General features: G+C 40.5%; 21 protein-coding genes. 10 read left to right on the forward strand and 11 right to left on the reverse strand.

From position 1 onward, the window contains the following. The first annotated feature begins 29 nt into the window (after positions 1-29). The 5 genes from porX (at position 30) to K1F36_RS01135 (ending at position 4,576) form a co-directional block, all read left to right on the forward strand. On the forward strand, positions 30-1,574 hold the full coding sequence (porX, locus tag K1F36_RS01115; RefSeq protein WP_220112155.1) for a T9SS response regulator signal transducer PorX: 1,545 nt from the start codon (positions 30-32) through the stop codon (positions 1,572-1,574). Positions 1,575-1,581: 7 nt separating this feature from the next. Beyond that, positions 1,582-1,998, forward strand: coding sequence for a tRNA (adenosine(37)-N6)-threonylcarbamoyltransferase complex ATPase subunit type 1 TsaE (gene tsaE, locus K1F36_RS01120; protein WP_220112156.1), 417 nt, complete (start codon positions 1,582-1,584; stop codon positions 1,996-1,998). 404 nt (positions 1,999-2,402) lie between these two features. After that, positions 2,403-2,951 (forward strand): hypothetical protein, encoded by a 549-nt coding sequence (locus K1F36_RS01125; protein ID WP_220112157.1) that lies wholly within the window; start codon positions 2,403-2,405, stop codon positions 2,949-2,951. A 45-nt stretch (positions 2,952-2,996) separates the two neighbouring features. Next, positions 2,997-4,196, forward strand: a complete 1,200-nt coding sequence (locus tag K1F36_RS01130; protein WP_207031664.1) for an alanine dehydrogenase — start codon at positions 2,997-2,999, stop codon at positions 4,194-4,196. Positions 4,197-4,201: 5 nt separating this feature from the next. Then, positions 4,202-4,576, forward strand: a complete 375-nt coding sequence (locus K1F36_RS01135; RefSeq protein ID WP_220112158.1) for a DUF4258 domain-containing protein — start codon at positions 4,202-4,204, stop codon at positions 4,574-4,576. On the opposite strand, the gene K1F36_RS01140 is transcribed toward K1F36_RS01135, so the two are convergent. Then, positions 4,573-5,745 carry a proline dehydrogenase family protein gene (locus tag K1F36_RS01140; RefSeq protein ID WP_220112159.1) on the reverse strand — a complete coding sequence of 391 codons (1,173 nt, stop codon included), beginning with the start codon at positions 5,743-5,745 and terminating at the stop codon, positions 4,573-4,575. The two genes, K1F36_RS01135 and K1F36_RS01140, sit on opposite strands and share 4 nt — an antisense overlap. Positions 5,746-6,266: 521 nt before the next feature. On the opposite strand from K1F36_RS01140, the gene aroB reads away from it, so the two are divergent. Further along, a complete protein-coding gene (aroB, locus tag K1F36_RS01145) occupies positions 6,267-7,322 on the forward strand; it encodes a 3-dehydroquinate synthase (protein ID WP_220112160.1) in 1,056 nt (351 codons plus the stop codon). 94 nt (positions 7,323-7,416) lie between these two features. After that, positions 7,417-7,743, forward strand: coding sequence for a hypothetical protein (locus tag K1F36_RS01150; RefSeq protein ID WP_207031683.1), 327 nt, complete (start codon positions 7,417-7,419; stop codon positions 7,741-7,743). Here K1F36_RS01150 and K1F36_RS01155 read toward each other — a convergent pair whose 3' ends face one another. From K1F36_RS01155 to K1F36_RS01165, 3 genes are all read right to left on the reverse strand, one after another. Further along, complete coding sequence (locus K1F36_RS01155) at positions 7,744-8,262, reverse strand: DinB family protein (RefSeq protein ID WP_207031684.1); 519 nt, start codon at positions 8,260-8,262, stop codon at positions 7,744-7,746. Positions 8,263-8,277: 15 nt separating this feature from the next. Then, a complete protein-coding gene (locus K1F36_RS01160; protein WP_108246105.1) occupies positions 8,278-8,757 on the reverse strand; it encodes an Lrp/AsnC family transcriptional regulator in 480 nt (159 codons plus the stop codon). Positions 8,758-8,856: 99 nt separating this feature from the next. Next, positions 8,857-9,960 (reverse strand): M14 family metallopeptidase, encoded by a 1,104-nt coding sequence (locus K1F36_RS01165; RefSeq protein WP_207031685.1) that lies wholly within the window; start codon positions 9,958-9,960, stop codon positions 8,857-8,859. Between the two features lie 284 nt (positions 9,961-10,244). Between K1F36_RS01165 and K1F36_RS01170 the strand changes: the two genes are divergently transcribed. Further along, positions 10,245-10,643 (forward strand): helix-turn-helix transcriptional regulator, encoded by a 399-nt coding sequence (locus K1F36_RS01170; protein ID WP_225604444.1) that lies wholly within the window; start codon positions 10,245-10,247, stop codon positions 10,641-10,643. A gap of 32 nt (positions 10,644-10,675) precedes the next feature. After that, complete coding sequence (locus tag K1F36_RS01175; RefSeq protein ID WP_220112372.1) at positions 10,676-11,053, forward strand: DNA topoisomerase IV; 378 nt, start codon at positions 10,676-10,678, stop codon at positions 11,051-11,053. A gap of 27 nt (positions 11,054-11,080) precedes the next feature. Here K1F36_RS01175 and K1F36_RS01180 read toward each other — a convergent pair whose 3' ends face one another. The 7 genes from K1F36_RS01180 to K1F36_RS01205 form a co-directional block, all read right to left on the reverse strand. Then, positions 11,081-12,046 (reverse strand): sterol desaturase family protein, encoded by a 966-nt coding sequence (locus K1F36_RS01180; RefSeq protein WP_207031686.1) that lies wholly within the window; start codon positions 12,044-12,046, stop codon positions 11,081-11,083. Between the two features lie 63 nt (positions 12,047-12,109). Next, a complete protein-coding gene (locus tag K1F36_RS01185; RefSeq protein ID WP_220112161.1) occupies positions 12,110-14,737 on the reverse strand; it encodes a DNA gyrase/topoisomerase IV subunit A in 2,628 nt (875 codons plus the stop codon). Between the two features lie 15 nt (positions 14,738-14,752). Further along, positions 14,753-16,621 (reverse strand): DNA topoisomerase IV subunit B, encoded by a 1,869-nt coding sequence (locus K1F36_RS01190; protein WP_207031688.1) that lies wholly within the window; start codon positions 16,619-16,621, stop codon positions 14,753-14,755. Positions 16,622-16,723: 102 nt separating this feature from the next. Beyond that, positions 16,724-17,626 (reverse strand): DMT family transporter, encoded by a 903-nt coding sequence (locus K1F36_RS01195; RefSeq protein WP_220112162.1) that lies wholly within the window; start codon positions 17,624-17,626, stop codon positions 16,724-16,726. A 67-nt stretch (positions 17,627-17,693) separates the two neighbouring features. Then, entirely contained in the window at positions 17,694-18,788 is a 1,095-nt protein-coding gene (gene ychF / locus K1F36_RS01200) for a redox-regulated ATPase YchF (protein WP_220112163.1), read from the reverse strand. Between the two features lie 56 nt (positions 18,789-18,844). Then, positions 18,845-18,973, reverse strand: a complete 129-nt coding sequence (locus K1F36_RS20045; RefSeq protein ID WP_258538890.1) for a hypothetical protein — start codon at positions 18,971-18,973, stop codon at positions 18,845-18,847. Between the two features lie 50 nt (positions 18,974-19,023). Then, entirely contained in the window at positions 19,024-19,377 is a 354-nt protein-coding gene (locus K1F36_RS01205; RefSeq protein ID WP_207031693.1) for a 4Fe-4S dicluster domain-containing protein, read from the reverse strand. A gap of 85 nt (positions 19,378-19,462) precedes the next feature. On the opposite strand from K1F36_RS01205, the gene K1F36_RS01210 reads away from it, so the two are divergent. Further along, positions 19,463-20,509, forward strand: a complete 1,047-nt coding sequence (locus tag K1F36_RS01210) for an acyl-CoA reductase (protein WP_207031695.1) — start codon at positions 19,463-19,465, stop codon at positions 20,507-20,509. Positions 20,510-20,541 lie beyond the last annotated feature (32 nt).

A 20,541-nucleotide genomic window follows, 5' to 3' on the forward strand; every position in this document is an offset into this window, starting at 1 on the left:
GTTTTAATTCCCACAAAGATAAACACTATATGAACAAGATAACAATTCTTTGGGTCGATGATGAAATAGACCTATTAAAACCCCATATATTATTTCTTGAAAGCAAAGGCTACAAGGTAGTGACCAGCCAAAGTGGACAGGACGCCATCGAAGAAGTAACGAGCACTTTTTTTGATATTGTTTTTTTGGATGAGAACATGCCCGGACTGTCCGGCCTGGAAACCTTGACCGAAATTAAAAAATATGATGGCTCCATTCCTGTGGTAATGATAACCAAAAGTGAAGAGGAGTATATTATGGACGAAGCCATTGGGTCCAAAATAGCAGATTACTTGATCAAGCCCGTAAATCCCAATCAAATTTTACTTTCCTTAAAAAAGAGTTTGGACAATTCCCGTTTGGTCTCAGAAAAGACCACGGCCAATTACCAACAGGAGTTCCGTAAAATAGCCATGGATCTTTCCATAATCAACACACAAGAGGAATGGGTCGAACTCTATAAGAAATTGATTTATTGGGAACTGGAACTCGAACAAATCGAAGATTCCGGAATGTTCGAGATATTGGAATCCCAAAAGGTGGAAGCAAATTCGCAGTTCGGGAAGTTTGTAGATAAGAACTACAAGAATTGGTTCAAGGACGGTGAAGCTCCCGTAATGTCCCACACTCTATTTAAAAACAAAGTAGTGCCCGAGCTGGATGATAGCAAAACTCTTATGGTTGTCATAGATAATTTAAGGTATGACCAATGGTTGGCCTTTGAGAAAACATTGTCCGTTCATTATAAGAAGAAACAAGAATGCGCCTATTTCAGTATTCTGCCAACGGCAACACAGTATGCTCGTAATGCACTTTTTTCCGGTTTGATGCCCTCTGAAATGGAAAAGCGTTATCCAGATTGGTGGAAAAACGATACGGACGAAGGCGGCAAAAATCTGCATGAATCCGATTTTTTGGGAGAACAGCTTAAAAGATTGGGATTGGACCTTAAATGGGAATACCACAAAATAAGCAATCTAAAACAGGGGAAACAACTCGCCCAAAACTTTAAGACCCAAAAGAATAATGATCTAACCGTGGTGGTCTACAACTTTGTGGACATGTTATCCCATTCCAAAACCGAAATGGAAGTGGTGAAGGAACTGGCATCGAATGATAAGGCTTATCGATCATTAACCCTGAGCTGGTTCAAAAACTCCCCGCTGTTGGAAATTATCCAGCAAGCCCAAACATTGGGCATGAAACTGATTTTAACCACGGACCACGGAACCATTAATGTAAATCAGCCCTCCAAGGTCATAGGTGATCGTGAGACCAGTTTAAATCTTCGCTATAAAACTGGACGAAGTCTCACGTACCAGGAAAAGGACGTGTTAGCTACCAAGAATCCACAGGAAATCCATTTGCCCAACATTAATTTGAGCAGTAGTTTCATTTTTGCCAAGAACGACCTGTTCTTTGCCTACCCGAACAATTACAACCACTATGTTAGTTATTACAGAAATACCTATCAGCATGGCGGTGTTTCATTGGAAGAAATGATTGTTCCTTTTGTAGTTTTGGACCCTAAATAATACTCAAGTGAAGAGAACTTTTCAATTGAATGAAATCCACGATGTAGCCAAAGAGTTATTGGAAAAAGCACCGAACAAAGTTGTGTGCCTATATGGTGAAATGGGTGTGGGCAAGACCACTTTGGTAAAAGCTTTGATAAAAGTACTTGGAGCGGTGGATGTCGCCAGCAGCCCCACTTTTGGTTTGGTTAATGAATATTCCGATGCAAATGACACACCCCTTGCCTATCATTTCGATTTTTATCGACTCAATGATGAAATGGAGGCGTTGGACATGGGTTTTGAAGATTATTTAAACTCTGATGCTTGGTTGTTTATAGAGTGGCCAGAAAAAATACCTTCATTGCTTCCCAATGATGCCGTAAGCGTATTCCTGCACTTTATCGAGGAAAGCACACGTTCAATCGAGTTAAATATTTCCTAAAATAGTATTGGTATATCTTCCAACAAATTATTGCACAGAGCAAGTCTTTTTCGATAAAACGTTGATTTTTTGCGTTTAAAAACCAATTTTATCGATAAAACGTATGGTAGGTTGAAATATTTTCCTACATTTGCAATGTGAATTAATTCATTTATTAACCAAAAACTCTTTTACGATGAACACTAAAAAAGTTTTTTTTGGATTGCTAGCTGTTGCATTTTTGGCAATGACCGCTGTTTCAACAAGCGCTGTATCTATTGACAAAGACCAAACTACTAGCATCAGAAAAGATCAACTAAAGAAACTTTAGTAATCTTTTTCCAAAGCGTACCAATAATCCCTTTTTTCGAGAAGGGATTATTTTTTTTTACAATAATCTTTCATTTTTCTAGTTATCTACAACAATGAAGGATAAAACTAGAATCAGGAAAAAGTTTGTTATTGAAGGGTTGGTAGCTTTATTTATAGCTGTTTCTCCCCTACTTTTTTATGGGTACAAGTATCTACCGGTCGGTGCCAAGTCATGGACATTTTTAGGTATTGAGTTTACGGACAATGGTTTTGATGATGATGTCAGTTTGGCTTTCTATTACTACTTGAACAAGTTAGTCCCATTGCTTCTACTGATTATTTGGTTTGTTACCTCCAAAAATTGGTGGTACCATGCCATATTGATTCCGATTGCTATGTACAGTTTTCAACTATATACTGTATTGAACTACACCAATAGCGAACGAATAGATGAAAACGAAATTCTTTATGTCATAGCTGTTACCATGGTAATAGTTCCTGTTGTTTACTTTATCAGGGTAAAACTCGTGGATAAACACGTACATGGCATCGACCTTGAAGCTATGGACACCGAACTTCAAATCTTAAAAGAGAAAGAAGAATTACGCAAGGAACGTGAGAAATTGGAACAGCGTCAAAAGAGCGTTTCAAAAAAAATGTAAATTTGCTCAAATGTCAAATCGGCATCTTGCATAGATTTACTCCATATGAGCCACGCTTCCTCCCCATTTAGCAAACAACAATTGCTTCCCCAAGAAGAAACCTTGGAGGTCACCAAACAAAAGGGCGAACTTTTTATTGGGATACCCAAAGAAAACCAATACCAAGAAAAGCGGGTTTGCCTTACACCAGATGCCGTAAATGCCATTACTGCGAACGGACATCGGGTGTTGTTGGAATCCGGGGCTGGCGAAGGAGCCAATTTTTCCGATATCGATTATACCAATGCCGGGGCGGAAATTACCAGGGATACCAAAAAGGTGTTTTCCTGTCCGATAATTCTAAAAGTGGAGCCCCCCACCCTTTCCGAGATTGAGATGTTGAATCCGCAGACCATTGTTATTTCTGCGCTTCAAATTAAGACCCAAAACAAAGAATATTTTGAAACCATGGCCAAACGAAGATTAACGGCCATAGCGTTTGAATACATACGGGATGAAGACGGAAACTATCCGGCCGTCCGCTCCCTTAGTGAAATTGCTGGTATTTCTTCAATCCTAATTGCTTCCGAATTGATGTCAAACCCTAATACGGGCAACGGCCTAATGTTCGGAAATATTAGTGGTGTTCCACCCGTAGAGGTTGTCATTATTGGAGCTGGGACAGTAGGTGAATTTGCCGCCAGATCTGCGATTGGGCTTGGTGCCAACGTAAAGGTTTTTGATAACTCCATCAGTAAGCTGAGAACATTGCAGGCCAATTTGAAGCAAACCGTATATACCTCTACAGTACAGCCCAAAAATTTATTGAAATCCCTAAAACGTTGCGATGTGGCCATTGGCGCCACACGCGGAAAGGACCGTTCGCCCGTTGTTGTTTCCAAATCCATGGTGGAAAATATGAAGAAAGGGGCCGTGATCATCGATGTGAGTATTGATATGGGAGGTTGTTTTGAAACTTCCGAAGTAACTACACATAGAAAACCCACTTTTGAAAAATACGGGGTCATTCATTACGGGGTACCAAATATTCCTTCTAGATACCCAAGGACTTCCTCCATTTCCATCAGTAATATCTTCACTCCATATTTATTAAAAATCGGGGAAGAAGGTGGTTTGGAACACTCAATTAGATTTGATAAAGGCTTGCGCAATGGACTTTATATGTACCACGGAATTTTAACGAACAAATCGGTTGGTGATTGGTTCGGCATGAGCTACAACGATATTAACTTTCTTATTTTTTAATATAGATGGCATTTTTGAAACGATTGGGATGGTACTTGGTTGGACTATCCATAGGATTGATTTTTTTAGTTTTTTTCTTGAAGAAAAAATCAGGCGAGGAAGGGTTTGATTTCTGCTATTTGCCCAATTGCAGGGTACTCAAGGACATGCGCTCCAAACCATTGATTTTCTCTGAATCGCTTCCAGAGCAATACCAAGACACCCTGATGGTTCAGGCCTTTTTAAAGGATGGAAATGTTGATTTTGGCAAGAGCGACACCAAATCCGAACCCTGCAAAACGTATTACATTTCTCATGAATACAAGGGTCGGGAACTGGAATTAAAAGCCAAGAATTGTGAGGATGTGGTTACCGTGGAAAAAATCAATTCTTTGAATTAACCTTCCATCTTCCTGCGCTTCCGTTCTTTTGTAATCAAGGTAAGTTCCCTGGAAGTTTGTCCGGCCACGGAGGTATTCTCCTCTGCCCTTCTAATCAAATAGGGCATTACGTCACGAACAGGGCCATAGGGTATATACTTAACCGAGCTGTATCCATGGGCCGCTAAGTTGTAGGTTATATGGTCGCTCATTCCAAACAATTGTCCGAACCAAATTCGGGAATCGTCGGGAGATACTTGCTTCTCCTCCATTAAATCCACTAGTTTTAAGGTGCTTTGCTCGTTATGGGTTCCGGCGAAAATGGTAAAATACTCCAAGTGTTCCATCATATAATCGATGGCTGCATCAAAATTTTCATCGGTCAATCGTTTGCTTTTACAGATAGGGCTTTCATAACCTTTGTCGTCTGCCCTGTCGTTCTCTTTCTCCATATAGGCACCGCGCACTACTTTAGCGCCAATTTTGAAACCTTCTTCCTTGGCAGCTTCGTGTAATTTTATGATGTAGCCCATTCGGTCCCAACGGTACATCTGAAAGGTGTTGAAGACAACTGCTTTTTCTTTATTGTACTTGCGCATCATGTCCAAAACCAAATCATCGGCTGCATCCTGCATCCAACTTTCCTCGGCATCAATCAAAAGGGAAACATCAAGGTTGTGGGCTTTTTGACAGACTTTTTCGAACCTGTTTACGATTCTTCCCCACTCTGCTTGTTCCTCTTTGGTCAACTTGGTACCGGCAGTAACCTTTTCGAACAATTTAAACCTTCCAAAACCGGTAGGCTTAAAAACAGCAAAGGGCAAGGCGTCTTTTTCTTTGACAAAATCCAAGATTTCCAATGTTTTTTCCATGGCAAAATCAAACTGATTGTCCACTGATTTCCCCTCGGCCGAATAATCGAGTACAGAATAAACTCCGTTACCATACATATTATCTATGATGGGCAAACAGTCCTTTTCGTTCACGCCACCACAAAAATGGTCGAATACGGTGGTCCTGATCAATCCCTCTACAGGCAAATGGGCCTTTATGGCAACATTGGTCAAGGCGGTTCCTATCTTAACCAAGGGTTCTATGGAAATCATTTTAAAAAGAAAGTAAGCTCGCTCCAGTTGGGAGTCGGATTTAAGCTCAAAAGCTATTGCAGTGTTCTCGAAATTCGGTCGCATTCAAAATTAGGCATTAAGACCCGCGGTCTTGGTTTCTATATTTTCTGATTTTTAATGCTTGGGGCTCGGGATTGATAAGCTTTAAGATGTATTCTTCTACATAATTCCTCAACTCAAAACATTGAAAACCAGAACAGTATTTCTTATTTTGAAAATGCCTTGTTATTGAACAAAAAGTCTATTCAAAACCTGTGCATTTACGCTTCCAAATATAGTCACGGAGATTCTATATTTTTGCACTGGAAAAGATAAAAATTAACTTAAAACATGTAGATTTTTCCAATATGGATTCACAAGGAACTAGGTGGCCATCAGCAGAAAAAACAAATTAGTTCAGTGGGTATGGACTTCAGCCAAACAGGGATTGCTATAAAAGTGACGAATTCTTTTTGTTAAGCAGCTTGTTCCGAATATAACATAATCAGCAAAAAAAGAATCAACCCTTTAAGATATTGATATAAGTTAACCAACAAAGGGCTTAAATATAAAAATAGTCTTTATTTAGTGGTGTAATTAAAATTATGGAGTCGGTAAAATCACAATCCTACGAAGTTCACATAAATGAATTGGCAAAAGCGGCGCTCAACCAACATATTGCCAATAAAAGTTATTCGAAAATATTCCTGTTGGTGGATGAAAACACCAAGGAGCATTGTTTGCCCATTTTTAAGGAAATCGTTGACCATACCATTGATTCCCTACTTGAAATAAAATCTGGCGAAGAAAATAAGCACATTCACACTTGTTTGCAGCTTTGGGAACAACTGTCCAATTTTGATGGTGACCGCAAAAGCCTCCTGATCAATCTTGGAGGTGGCGTACTGACCGATATGGGAGGTTTTGTCGCCTCCACCTTTAAACGTGGAATTGATTTTATCAATATCCCCACTACCCTGCTTTCTATGGTGGATGCTTCCATTGGTGGCAAGACGGGGGTTGATTTGGGTCCATTAAAAAATCAAATAGGGGTCATCAATCAACCGCAGATGGTTTTGATTTTCCCTGAATTCCTGAAAACGCTCGATGCACGCCAAACGAAAAGCGGATATGCGGAAATGCTGAAACATGGTCTCATCCGGGACAAGGCCTATTGGGAAGATATCGTAGCTAAAGGAGATTTTACGAATGCTGCTAGAATTCAACAATCCATTTCCATAAAAAATGAAGTGGTTCTACAAGACCCTACAGAACAAGGTCTGCGAAAGATCCTCAATTTTGGGCACACTTTGGGTCACGCTATCGAGTCGTACTGCTTAGATAATCCAGATAAGAAAACATTGTTGCACGGGGAAGCGATTGCTGCCGGGATGATATTGGAAGGTTATTTATCGCATGAGCTTAGAGGGCTTTCAAAATTGGCGTTGGACGAAATCAAGAAGGCGTTCCTAACCTATTTTGACAAAGTCGAGTTTACCGAAGATGATATTGATGCAATTCTACAATTGCTCAAATACGATAAGAAGAATTCGCACGGCAATGTAAATTTTGTATTGCTCCAGGACATCGGGAATGCTGTTACGGACATAAAAATCCCTGAAGAATTATTTTCCAAAGCCTTCGCTTACTACAAGGAATAAACTTTTTATATACTTCTTTTTTACGTTTACAACTCTTTGAGTTCATCGGATTCGAAAATTCCTAGTTTAGGGACACTTTTAATAACTGACCATTATGAAACGAATTTTGATAGACTACAAAAAGTTGAGCCATGATGTGGCTGCAAAATTAATTGACTCCTATCCTGATGGTTACGGGGACGATGATATTATTACCATTAAAAAACCCACTGGGGAAGTAATCGATGCCGTGGAAGTTAGGACAGAAGACACTATCTACTTGGTAAAAATCAGTAAGAGTCTTTCTAATTTTATGGCCAATTTCGAGGAAACTATAGACAAGGAGCTCGATAAGGAATTGATAGCCTCTGAATTTGAGGGGGACTCTTTTGAAAATCTTGAAACCGCCTCAGAAGATCTGAATGAGGAGGAGGACTATTGATCAATCAAGATAGCGTTCCTGAATTACACGAACATGATGTGCCTGATGCCCACATATAATAAAACCAAGGGCTCTAACACTCATTTTGGAACCACTGGTTGTCCCCAGTCTCACCAATGCCTCATCATCAAATGAAGCAAATAGCGATATCGTAGCATCTCTTACCGTTTTATATTCGGTAATCAAATCTGTTTTTGAACGCTTTGCCGCATTGGAGAACGGAACATAGTCATCTTGATCAAAACCAGGTAAGGGAGTCTTGTCGTTTCGCGCAATACAAAGTGCCCTGTATTGGAAAATGCGTTCCGTATCTATTATATGCAACAATGCCTCAGCCAAGGACCATTTGCCCTCGGCATAGGCATAATTTAATCTGTCTTCTGGTATTTCTTCAAAAACGGACACAAGTGCTTTTTTTCCGTTTATTAACTCTTCAAGCAATTCCACATTGCCCAGCGCCATAATATAGGTCTGGTAAAATGGATTGTATTCAGAAGATGGAAGTTCCGATAGTACCATAAATATTATGAGGTGCTACAGCTCGTTGAAGATGGTGTGCATCAAACGTCTCTTATCGTTGATGCTCTCTTCCAAGGAAATCATTGTTTCCGTTCTGCTGATACCTTCAATATCATCTATCTTAAAAATGATGTTTTTGGCATGTGTAGTGTCCCGTGCACGGATTTTACAGAAAATATTGAACTTTCCTGTTGTAATGTGCGCTACGGTAACGTATGGTATTTGGCTCAACCTTTCCAAAACAAATTTGGTTTGGTGTGTTTTTTCCAAGAAAATACCCACGTAGGCGATGAATGAATACCCTAGTTTTACGTAATCCAAGGTAAGGGAAGAACCTTTAATGATTCCGGACTCTTCCATTTTTTTGACTCGGACATGAACCGTACCTGCAGAAATCAGCAATTTCTTTGCGATGTCCGTAAAGGGTGTACGAGTGTTATCGATTAACATATCCAAAATCTGATGATCTATCTCGTCTAGTTTAACTTTGTTCATTACGTTGAATTTTGCAGCAAAAGTAGTTAAAAAAGGAAATTTACGTAATAAAAATGGTTCTTTTTTAAATAATATGCAAGAACCTCCGATAAACTCTTTTTATTTATTGATTTTCAGTAGCAAATCGAGAATTTCTTTCTGGGAAGATCTAAGCCCAAAATCCTTGGAATCAACACATTCTATGGTCCGGTGCCCATAAAAACCTTCTAACGGCCCAATTTCAGTAATCTCTGGCTGAAAAATGATTTTTTTATCCTGCAACACTTCTTTATATCGAATTCCTACCCAATGCCCCTTCTCAAACTCGGCATTCACTACTTCGGGATGCTTCACTAAAACATCAAAAAATAGTTTGTCATTATTTGGAATGGAGAAATAATCCCCAGTTTTAAAGTCATTGATTCGGTCTTCCGAAATTATTCCGATAGCTTCTACAAGTGAGAAAAAAATAAGTTCCCGTGTTTTCTCTCGTTCATAATCCTTCGGATAATGGCCCGCTTCAAATAGAATGGTGGGCACACCCAACATTTGAAGAGTATCCCCTATGCAATTGTCGTTGAAACCATCATCATATCGCCCCACCTGCCCAGGAATACGGGTCTGAAGCATATGGTTCATGGCAGCAATCAATTTCATGGCCATTTCGCGGTTTGTGGTTATGTGCCGTTCCTTATTGCTAGCAGGCGATAAAAACGATACTGTAGCTGGTTTGTTCGTTTTTCCTGCACTGAACAAGGTACGTTGGTCATGCAGGTTAAAGCAGAAATCGGGTTGGAATGATTCGAACAATTTTCGAAAAGCAATACTTTCAGGTTGCGTTAAATTTTTGGCATCGCGGTTAAGATCAATATCATTGCTATTAACACGTGTGTATGCATTGGCGCCATCCGGATTCAGTATGGGCACTATCATAATGGTGCACGCTTTTAGTATATCAATTGCAGAAGGCTCATCGGACTGTAAAAAATTTACTAGGTCCCAGACCGCTTTTGTGGTTGTGGATTCATTGCCGTGCATTTGGGACCACATCAGAATCTTTTTGTCCCCCTTTCCCAATTGAAAAGCACTAATATCAACCCCATTGACGGATTTACCAATACAGTTCACAACCGATGAAATCTTGGCAAAACAGGGCCGTATGGATTCCATATTTATGTAGCGTCCTTGAATGGAGTTCTCTTTAAATAACGAATAATCGAGCATAAGGTTTTGCAATTGAAGTTTACAAAAGTAACCATAGTTGAATTTACAAATGTAAATAGACTTAATTATCAATTAATATACAATTGTAATCAGTCAAATAGTGCCGGGCATCCTGAAATTGCATAATGTAAACAATAAAAATAATTTAGAATTCAAATAATTGTTAATCAATGTCATAAAGATTTTTATATCAACTTATACATCAAATAAAATCACCAATAATTCCTTTGTTTTTTACAGTATGAGATGTAATTTGGTATCTTTGATCTGTAAAATTTACATTTGTGAATAAAGAAATTGTCTCACGTATTGAAATGGTGATCGAACACCTAGAACTGTCGGTTTCTGCCTTTGCTGATGAGATTGGGGTGCAACGTTCAAGTATGTCTCATTTGCTTAATGGGAGAAATAAGCCAAGTCTTGATTTTGTCATGAAATTGGTGGACACCTACCCCGAAATCAAACTAGATTGGTTATTAAAAGGAAAAGGAAATTTTCCTGAAACAGATAATATTGAAGAAGAGCCTGTTGCTAAGAAGACTAATCTTGAAATTGAAAATTTCAAGATTGAACCAACCAAAAGAGAATCTGTCATAGCACAAAAGCAATCCAAAGAACCCTATAAAATAGTTATGTTTTATTCGGATGGTACTTTTGATACATTCAACACAAAAAAGGATTGACCCTTTCCGCTACATTCCGTTTCTTTGTGGTTATGATAAAACACTTCTATTTTGGTTTAATTGCGCTATTTTTCATAGCCTGCGGTCAACCCCCACAGCGCAACTGTACGGATTTTAAAACGGGCAACTTTACTTTTGCCGCAATGGTGAATGGTGAAGAGAAAGAAACGACTTTTAGCCGAACATTGGATTTGGAAGTTGATGAATATGAAGGCAAGGTGGACTCCTCTTCCATTCGGTGGATAAATGATTGCGAATACGTTCTTAAAAATTTAAATCCCAAGAACAAGGCCGAATCAAAACCAATTCATATCAAAATATTGACCACAACAGAATCTTCATATACTTTTGAGTACAACGTTGTTGGGGATAATCGAAAGTTTAAAGGAACGGCCCACAAAATAGATTGATAATCTTTCAGGTTTTGGCTAAAACCTCTAGTTGGGTCGTTGATAAGCCAGTTCAGGACTAGCTTCCTTGTGTTTTTTGAACAATCGTTGCTGCTGTTTCACGGTAAGTGTGCTTCCGTCATGGCTCCACCCCGGAGGGCCAAAAATATACATCAGTTTATGTGAAAGCTTTTTGGATTTCTTTACGTCCTTCCAGATATCTTTGAATTCATGGGTGAGAATCACTACCGGATTATATGATTCCGGAGCGTGAATCACGCCGTATTTTACATCAATATCATCGTCCAGTTCCTTCCAGGTACCGAACATTTTATCAAAGATATTCAAGAAACCTCCATGGTTTTTGTCCAAATACTCCACATTTTGGGCGTGATGCACTTGGTGCATGGTATGTGTGTTGAATATTTTCTCTAAAAACCCAAGTTTTGGAACATAAACGGTATGGAGTTGAAATTGCCATAAGGCTTCAATACCTAAACAAACTACCACCATTTCTGGAGGGAAACCAATTGCTGGCAACCACATATAAAAGAAGGGCTTGTACAAAATGGTGAACCATCCATTTCGGATTGCGGTGCCTAAATTAAAGTTGTCGGATGAGTGGTGAACAATATGAGCCGCCCATAAAATGCGTACCTCGTGATTGGCCCTGTGGAACCAGTAATACGTAAAATCATCACCTAATTGACACAAAATCCAAACGTACCAAGCGTATCCAAAAGATTCATAGCCTATAATATTTGTTCTGACCCCATCCACTACTGGATTGAACAACTCATAAGTACCTTCAAAAAGAAGAATGGCAAAAGCTACTTTGAAAAGAGGTCCAAGGATTGCAGACCCAATCCCCATAAAACCACTTGCCGCTAAATCCTTCCAGTTGTAGAGCTCATGATGGTGCTCGTGATCATGGGTTTTGCTATACGTAAGTTCAAGTAAAATAAAGGCAATAAAAACTGGTACGCCATATACCAGCGGGTTTGTAAAATCCATATAGATGTATTAAGCAATCTGTTTGGTGTGTAACTCAATTGGGAAAATTAGCTATAAAAAGCGTTAAAACAAAGTAGTTTGATCAGAACTATCATTCTTTGTCCCTATATCAGTATCATCATTGTTTATTTGCTCTTCGTCGATTACCTCTATATCCTCGGGCTCTTGTTCTTCTGGTTCTTCGTAAGGAAGTGAATCCAAAACATTGATGTTCTTCACCTTGTCCGGTGTCAGTTGATTGCCCAGCGCTTTGATTCCTTTTACCGCAATAAACTCCTCAATATTTACTTCAAGGTTCGGTTTTTGGTCTTTGCCCCTTGGTTTGACAAATTCAATTTCCAACATAGGTTTCCAATCGGTGGAGACCAGTTCCAAATAGGATTTAGGGTCCTCGTCAATCACCAATTCTTCTTTATTCGGGTTTTCGACCAAAAATCGTTTCAGGTAAAAGCGCTCCTTGTCACCTACATAGTGAACGACAGAAATTGGTTTGTCGGGATTCCATTTTTCCAGAACCACCATATCGTCGTTGAAACGGGTAAGCAAATCAGGCGGAATGGTTTTTACGATACCTTTCTGGTCTATTACCAACAACAGGTCGTCACCTCTGAATTCTCCAAGTAGCTCCCCTCTTCCATCAACATTGAGTCGGCTCACTACATCATCGAACCAAATTTTTCGAGGTTTTAGTGTGGACACCCCTTTTTCTTTAAGTTCGATGCGCTTTACAGGGTATTTGGTGACCAAATTTCCTTTCGATGTTCTTCCTTTGATAAGAACGTCCGAGAAATCGATGTCCCATTTTAATTTTTTGATGCTACCCGATTGTCGCAACATAACGGTGACTACTTCTGCCTCCCCGTTCGGATTGGCCGAGAAATACAATACCTCGGAGGTGGGCTTATCGCCCGCAAGATCATATATCTTGTCACGGGTAATACTGGTGACATTGAACCTTTTTATGTAGCTGGGTCCGCCCTTCATGCTCTTGTAGATCATGTTATAAATGGTTCGCTTGTCCTTCTTTTTAAAGACTGCTACGTGGATAATGTTTTTCCCGACAAACACTTTCGAATCCACTTTGGTTACCATCATCTCCCCTTTTTGGGTAAAAACTATGATGTCATCGATGTCGCTACAGTCTGTAACATATTCATCACGTTTTAAGGAAGTTCCGATAAATCCTTCTTCGCGATTTACGTAAAGTTTGGTGTTTCTTATAACTACTTTGGTGGCTTCGATTTCATCAAAAACCCTTATTTCGGATTGACGTTCACGACCGGCTCCGTATTTCTTTTTGAGCTCTTTGAAATAGTCGATGGCATATTCGACCAAATGTTCCAAGTGATGCTTGGTCTGCGCAATTTTATCCTCTAAACTTTCAATGAGTTGTTGGGCCTTGTCCAAATCGAACTTTGAAATACGTTTGATGCGGATTTCGGTCAACCTGACAATATCGTCCTTCGTCACCTCTCTTTTTAGATGGGTAATATGGGACTTCAGTCCTTTATCGATAGCCTCGATAACACCCTCCCATGTTTCCTCTTCTTCTATTTCGCGATAAATCCTATTCTCTATAAAGATTCGCTCCAAAGATGAGAAGTGCCATTGCTCTTCAAGCTCGTCCAATTGAATTTGAAGTTCTGCTTTAAGTAACTCCATGGTATTGTCTGTGGATCTTTCCAGCATTTCCTTCACGCCGATGAATAAAGGCTTGTTGTCCTCTATGACACACCCTAACGGGGAGATGGACGATTCACAAGCCGTGAATGCATAAAGGGCGTCAATAGTTTTGTCCGGTGAAATACCATTTGGCAAATGCACCAGGATTTCTACCTCGGCTGCTGTATTGTCTTCAATCTTCTTTATTTTGATTTTCCCCTTGTCATTAGCCTTTAAGATGGAGTCAATTAAAGAGGAAGTATTGGTGCCATAAGGTATTTCGTTGATCACCAAGGTATTCTTGTCCAAGGTCGATATTTTGGCGCGCACACGAATCTTTCCGCCGCGCATACCATCGTTATAATTGGTCACATCAATGATGCCCGCTGTGGGAAAGTCCGGAACTATGGTGAATCTTTTGCCCTGCAGGTGTTTTATTGACGCGTCAATCAATTCGTTAAAGTTGTGCGGAAGTATTTTTGTGGAAAGACCCACTGCGATCCCCTCGGCGCCTTGAGCTAACAACAAAGGAAACTTTACGGGTAAATTGACAGGTTCCTTTTTTCTACCGTCATAGGATAACTGCCACTCGGTAATTTTAGGACTATAAACTACTTCTAGGGCAAATTTGGATAATCGGGCCTCTATATATCGAGGTGCGGCTGCGCCATCACCTGTCAAAATATTTCCCCAGTTACCCTGGGTATCAATAAGAAGGTCCTTTTGGCCAATTTGAACCATGGCATCGGCAATACTGGCATCACCGTGCGGATGGTACTGCATCGTATGTCCCACCACATTTGCTACTTTATTGTAACGGCCATCGTCCAATTCTTTGAGCGAGTGCATGATTCTCCGTTGCACAGGCTTGAATCCGTCTTCGATGGCAGGTACGGCGCGCTCCAGAATAACATAGGAAGCGTAATCCAAAAACCAATCCTTATACATCCCGGTCACCTTGACCAGGCTGTCTTGGGATTCGTCTTGGTTATCTAAACTTTCATCGTTCAGTTCTTCGTTCTCTTCCATTTAGAAAGGTGGCATTTATTTGGGTTGTAGTTGGTTTTCTTCGACAAGATCAAGTTCCACTTTAAGGTTGTTGATAATGAATTCTTGTCTGTCAGGTGTGTTTTTTCCCATATAGAACTTCAAAAGGGCGTCAATGCTCATGGCTTTGTCCAGCATTACGGGTTCCAAACGAATATCGTCACCGATGAAATTTTTGAACTCATCCGGAGAGATTTCACCCAATCCTTTAAATCGTGTTATTTCTGGCTTTCCGGAGAGTTTTTCAATGGCCTGTTTTCTTTCCTCGTCGCTGTAGCAATAAATGGTCTCCTTTTTATTGCGCACCCTAAACAATGGGGTTTGAAGAATATATAAGTGGTTTTCTTTGATCAATTCCGGGAAAAATTGCAGAAAGAAGGTAATCAACAATAAGCGAATGTGCATTCCATCCACATCGGCATCGGTTGCGATCACAATATTATTGTACCTCAGGTCCTCCATGGAATCCTCAATATTGAGTGCCGCCTGAAGGAGATTAAACTCTTCGTTCTCGTAAACTATTTTCTTGGACATGCCGTAGGAGTTCAAAGGTTTTCCCCGTAAACTGAATACGGCCTGTGTGTTCACGTCCCTTGATTTTGTAATGGACCCGGAAGCAGAATCCCCCTCTGTAATAAAAAGTGTCGATTCCAATCTTCGGTCCTTTTTCATATCCTGAAGGTGAACCCGGCAATCACGTAATTTTTTATTGTGAAGGCTTGCCTTTTTAGCACGGTCCCTAGCCAGTTTTCGGATTCCCGAAAGTTCTTTTCGCTCTTTCTCCGCCTGAACAATCTTTTTTTGAAGTGCTTCGGCCGTTTTAGGATTTTTGTGCAGGTAATTATCTAGCTGTGTACCAATAAAATCGTTGATGTAGGTACGCACCGTGGGCAAATCGCCTCCCATATCGGTGGAACCTAGCTTGGTCTTGGTCTGACTTTCAAAAACGGGCTCCATCACTTTAATGGAAACAGCCGATATGATGGACTTGCGAACATCCGAGGCGTCATAGTTTTTTCCGTAGAAATCACGGATGGTCTTTACCACGGCTTCCCTAAATGCAGATTGGTGCGTTCCACCCTGTGTGGTATGCTGCCCATTAACAAAGGAATGGTACTCCTCGCTATATTGTGTTCTGCTGTGGGTCATCGCGACCTCTATATCATCACCCTTCAAATGTATGATCGGGTAAAGGAAATCCTCATCGTTATTATTGTCCTCCAATAAATCCTTCAGACCATTTTCCGAATGGAATTTTTCGCCATTGAACACAATGGTCAATCCCGGATTTAGGTAAACATAATTTTTGAGCATGCGTTCCACATACTCGTTACGATATTTATATTTTTTGAAAATGGTCTCGTCCGGGGTAAAACTGACCTTGGTTCCCTTTCTTCGGGAAGAATCTTCCAAAAGCTCTTCGTTCACCAAATTCCCTGCTTCAAACTCTGCAGATTTTGATTGTCCGTCCCTGTTGGACTCTACCCTAAAATAGTTTGAAAGGGCATTCACCGCCTTGGTACCTACTCCATTCAGCCCCACTGATTTTTTAAAGGCTCGGGTATCATACTTTCCTCCCGTGTTCATTTTGGAAACAACATCCACCACCTTTCCGATTGGTATTCCACGACCATAATCACGAACATGGACCGTATTTTCCTTAATGCTGATTTCAATGGTCTTTCCCGCTCCCATCACAAATTCGTCGATGGAGTTGTCGAGCACTTCTTTTAAAAGAATGTAAATGCCGTCATCTGCGGAGGAACCGTCGCCCAATTTTCCGATGTACATCCCCGGACGCATACGAATATGCTCTTTCCAGTCCAGCGAACGGATATTATCCTCAGTATATTGGGTATCTGCCATGAGTCAAGGGTTAATCATTGCAATATAAAATTTAGGAGCAAAAATAAAAGGGTGAACGGTAGAAAGTAATCAACAATGAAAAACAATAATTGTTAATATATATCAGCCTTTAGCCCTCTTTTTGCCTTGGATTGACAGGTATGTCACCCCAAAAATAACAACCAACATTCCAATCAACTGCCAATATGTGAGTTTTTCGTCCAAAAACACAAAGGCGAGTAAAATAGTGGAAATAGGTCCCAAGCTTCCCAAAATGGAAAAGTTATTGGCTCCCAACCTTTCGATGGCAGCGGAGACCAAAAATGACGGAATCAATGTTGCAAAAACTGCCATGGCCAAACCGTAGGCATAAACCTGCCAAGAGTAGTCCATAAACTCCCAACTACCTGCTAATAAATAATGTATGGCAATGCAAAGGGTTGATATGATCATTGCGTAGCAAGTAAATCGTAGCACTCCAAACTTGGGAATCAACCAGCCACTGCCCACTAAATACGATGCATAAGTGATGGCACTCAACAACACCAAAAAGCCCCCCAATAGGACTTCGTTACCAGAGACGTCCAATTCATCCCAAAAGGTAATAAGGACACCCACGTAGGTAATCAAGATGGCAATACCTTGCACTTTGGTTATCTTCTGTCTGAAAATCAACCAACTAAGAAAAACAACTATTGTCGGATATACAAAAAGAATGATACGCTCCAAGCCAGCTTTGATGTAATTCAACCCCTCAAAATCAAAATAACTGGCCAAATAGTAACCCACAAAGCCAAACAAGGCAAGCCATGCATAATCTTTGGGTGAGATTTTTGCCTTTGATGGCTTTTTTCGAATCAAGAACAATATCAAAATGTAGAAAGGGAGTGAAAAAAGCATCCGGAACAATAGCAAATCCAATGTGTCGACATCGTAGCGGTATGCCAATTTGACCATCACGGCCTTAGAGGAGAATAACACTACTCCCAAGACTCCGTACAAAATCCCTAAACTTTTACTGGACATATAGCAAAGCTATTTTATGTCCATGAATAGGGGGTTCACAAATTTTATGGATTACAATGCCCAGCGTTTACACGTTGAACCTAAAGTGCATTACATCACCATCTTTAACGATGTATTCTTTACCCTCTACACGCATGCGTCCAGCTTCTTTTACCTTGGTCTCGCTTCCATATTTCACGTAATCATCGTAAGCGATGACCTCGGCACGTATAAAGCCCTTTTCAAAATCGGTATGGATTACGCCGGCAGCCTGGGGAGCGGTCGCCCCAACGGGAATGGTCCAGGCGCGGACTTCCTTTACCCCTGCGGTGAAATAGGTTTCCAAATCAAGTAGTTTGTATGCGCCACGAATCAATTTGGCTGAACCTGGCTCGGAAAGCCCCAAGTCTTCCAAGAACATTTGGCGTTCTTCGTAGGTCTCCAATTCAGTGATATCTGCCTCTGTTCCAACGGCCAAAAAGATGACTTCGGCATTTTCGTCGGCAACGGCCTGTTTTACTTTTTCAACATAGGCATTTCCGTCAACAGCAGCACCTTCGTCCACATTGCAAACATACATTACGGGCTTATCTGTAATTAGCTGCATAGGACGGACAAACTCTTCACGCTCATCTTCGCTCAACGAAATGGCTCGCACAGATTTCCCAGCTTCCAGTCCTTCTTTCAACGCGGTAAGTACAGCTTCTTCTTTTTGTGCCTCTTTATTTCCGGTTTTGGCAGCTCGCTTTACTTTGTCGAGCTTCTTTTCCACACTGTCCAAATCCTTCAACTGTAATTCCATATCAATGGTTTCCTTATCCCTAATAGGGTCTACGGAACCATCCACATGCACCACATTGTCATTGTCAAAACAACGGAGCACGTGGAGAATGGCATCGGTTTCCCTGATGTTGCCCAAAAATTGGTTTCCAAGTCCCTCACCCTTACTGGCGCCCTTTACAAGCCCGGCAATGTCCACGATTTCAACGGTGGCAGGCACCACACGTTCCGGATTCACCAATTCTTCCAATTTTTCCAAACGTTGGTCGGGCACGTTTACCACGCCAATATTGGGTTCAATAGTACAAAAAGGGAAGTTGGCACTTTGTGCCTTTGCATTGGACAAACAGTTGAAAAGTGTTGATTTTCCTACGTTTGGTAATCCTACAATACCTGCTTTCATCTAATTACTTTGTGTTTTGAGGGTGCAAATATAAGTTGAAGTTTTGGTACTAGAGGTCAATAACCTTGAATGAGCAAATAAAGCCCCATGATCATCAATCCGATGATACCAAAGATGGCAATCAAGGACAAAATGCATCCTGCCTGTTTCCAAATACCATTGTATGCTTTTTCTTCTTTTTGCATAAAAAAACCCCGAACATTGGTCCGGGGCTAAATTAAATGTTTTTTATTGCTTAACCATCGGGGTGCATAAACTTTTGCTTGCCCAATAGCTCTTCCTCTGTTTCTACATGGTCTTCATCGGGAACACAGCAATCCACGGGACAAACCGCCGCACATTGTGGCTCTTCGTGAAATCCCTTGCATTCGGTACACTTATCGGGGACTATATAGTAAAGCTCGTCACTTACCGGCTCTTGTGCTTCATCGGCATTTACCTCTTTTCCATTGGGCAACACCACATCACCGGTAAGGGAAGTACCCTCGTTATATCTCCATTCGTCAGCACCTTCATAAATTGCTGTGTTGGGGCATTCCGGCTCGCAAGCACCACAATTTATGCACTCATCTGTTATAATAATTGCCATAATTTTCTTTTCCTTTTGGGCTGATTCTTGTCAGCATGCTTACTTTTGACAAAAATAAACCCTAGTAAATTAGTGTACAAATTTAATGGCACCAGATAGAAATACCATAGAAGCTTTTGTTAAACTTGGAAAATACTTAACGGATTTTTGTGATAAATGTTATTCCAACGTCCTAGAAGTTGACCAAAATTTGAAGGAAGTCGTTGCACGGGCAGGTCATCACAATGGATGGTTTACCGAAGATAACATTCTGTTTTCTTTAAGGCAATGGGGAGAATTGCTCACCACAGAAAACTTGAACAATTGGTTGTCCGGTTACACTTTTCTTGAAAAAGGAGAAGCAAAAACTGTAGGTATAGTCATGGCGGGGAACATACCTTTAGTGGGCTTTCACGATTTTCTGTGCGTATTGTTGTCCGGAAACAAGGTTTTGGTAAAACTATCATCCAATGATAAAGTACTCCTTCCCTATTTGTGCTCTTATTTGATTCAACAAGAGCCTTCTCTTGCAGATAAAATAGAGTTTGTGGACGGAAAACTCGAAAATTTTGATGCCGTAATCGCCACAGGCAGCAACAATACCAGTCGCTATTTTGAGTACTACTTTGGTAAAAAACCGAATATCATCAGAAAAAACAGAAGTTCCGTAGCCGTGCTTACTGGAAACGAGAGTGAAGAAGAGCTAAAAGCCTTGGGCGAGGATATTTTTAGGTATTACGGACTGGGTTGCCGCAATGTGTCAAAAATCTACGTACCCAAGGATTATGATTTTGATGGCCTCTTCAATGCACTCTTCCATTATAAGGATATCATCAACCAACATAAATACGCCAATAATTACGATTATAACAAGGCCGTGTATTTGATGAGCGAATTCAAGATTCTGGATAATGGATTTTTGATTTTAAAAGAGGACGAATCCCTCACCTCCCCTATTTCTGCACTATTCTACTCATATTATGATGATGAATCAACCTTGAGAAAGAAATTGCAAGAGATGGAAGAGCAAATACAATGCGTGGTTTCAAGTGATGCAAAGGAGAACGAGGTCAATTTTGGCGACACTCAAAAACCGAGTTTAAACGACTATGCCGACGGAATCGACACCATGGAATTCTTATTGAAACTTTAAGATAATCCTAACCACAGGAAACGTTTCAAGAT

This window comes from Flagellimonas abyssi, assembly GCF_019457905.1.
GTDB classification, from domain to species: Bacteria; Bacteroidota; Bacteroidia; order Flavobacteriales; family Flavobacteriaceae; genus Flagellimonas; species Flagellimonas abyssi.

Bases quoted from the DNA above. Each gene is read 5' to 3' on its own strand.
- porX (WP_220112155.1), top strand. From the start codon at position 30: ATGAACAAGATAACAATTCTTTGGGTCGATGATGAAATAGACCTATTA.
- K1F36_RS01125 (WP_220112157.1), top strand. From the start codon at position 2,403: ATGAAGGATAAAACTAGAATCAGGAAAAAGTTTGTTATTGAAGGGTTG.
- K1F36_RS01130 (WP_207031664.1), top strand. From the start codon at position 2,997: ATGAGCCACGCTTCCTCCCCATTTAGCAAACAACAATTGCTTCCCCAA.
- K1F36_RS01135 (WP_220112158.1), top strand. From the start codon at position 4,202: ATGGCATTTTTGAAACGATTGGGATGGTACTTGGTTGGACTATCCATA.
- K1F36_RS01140 (WP_220112159.1), bottom strand. From the start codon at position 5,745: ATGCGACCGAATTTCGAGAACACTGCAATAGCTTTTGAGCTTAAATCC.
- aroB (WP_220112160.1), top strand. From the start codon at position 6,267: ATGGAGTCGGTAAAATCACAATCCTACGAAGTTCACATAAATGAATTG.
- K1F36_RS01150 (WP_207031683.1), top strand. From the start codon at position 7,417: ATGAAACGAATTTTGATAGACTACAAAAAGTTGAGCCATGATGTGGCT.
- K1F36_RS01155 (WP_207031684.1), bottom strand. From the start codon at position 8,262: ATGGTACTATCGGAACTTCCATCTTCTGAATACAATCCATTTTACCAG.
- K1F36_RS01160 (WP_108246105.1), bottom strand. From the start codon at position 8,757: ATGAACAAAGTTAAACTAGACGAGATAGATCATCAGATTTTGGATATG.
- K1F36_RS01165 (WP_207031685.1), bottom strand. From the start codon at position 9,960: ATGCTCGATTATTCGTTATTTAAAGAGAACTCCATTCAAGGACGCTAC.
- K1F36_RS01175 (WP_220112372.1), top strand. From the start codon at position 10,676: ATGATAAAACACTTCTATTTTGGTTTAATTGCGCTATTTTTCATAGCC.
- K1F36_RS01180 (WP_207031686.1), bottom strand. From the start codon at position 12,046: ATGGATTTTACAAACCCGCTGGTATATGGCGTACCAGTTTTTATTGCC.
- K1F36_RS01185 (WP_220112161.1), bottom strand. From the start codon at position 14,737: ATGGAAGAGAACGAAGAACTGAACGATGAAAGTTTAGATAACCAAGAC.
- K1F36_RS01190 (WP_207031688.1), bottom strand. From the start codon at position 16,621: ATGGCAGATACCCAATATACTGAGGATAATATCCGTTCGCTGGACTGG.
- K1F36_RS01195 (WP_220112162.1), bottom strand. From the start codon at position 17,626: ATGTCCAGTAAAAGTTTAGGGATTTTGTACGGAGTCTTGGGAGTAGTG.
- ychF (WP_220112163.1), bottom strand. From the start codon at position 18,788: ATGAAAGCAGGTATTGTAGGATTACCAAACGTAGGAAAATCAACACTT.
- K1F36_RS20045 (WP_258538890.1), bottom strand. From the start codon at position 18,973: ATGCAAAAAGAAGAAAAAGCATACAATGGTATTTGGAAACAGGCAGGA.
- K1F36_RS01205 (WP_207031693.1), bottom strand. From the start codon at position 19,377: ATGGCAATTATTATAACAGATGAGTGCATAAATTGTGGTGCTTGCGAG.
- K1F36_RS01210 (WP_207031695.1), top strand. From the start codon at position 19,463: ATGGCACCAGATAGAAATACCATAGAAGCTTTTGTTAAACTTGGAAAA.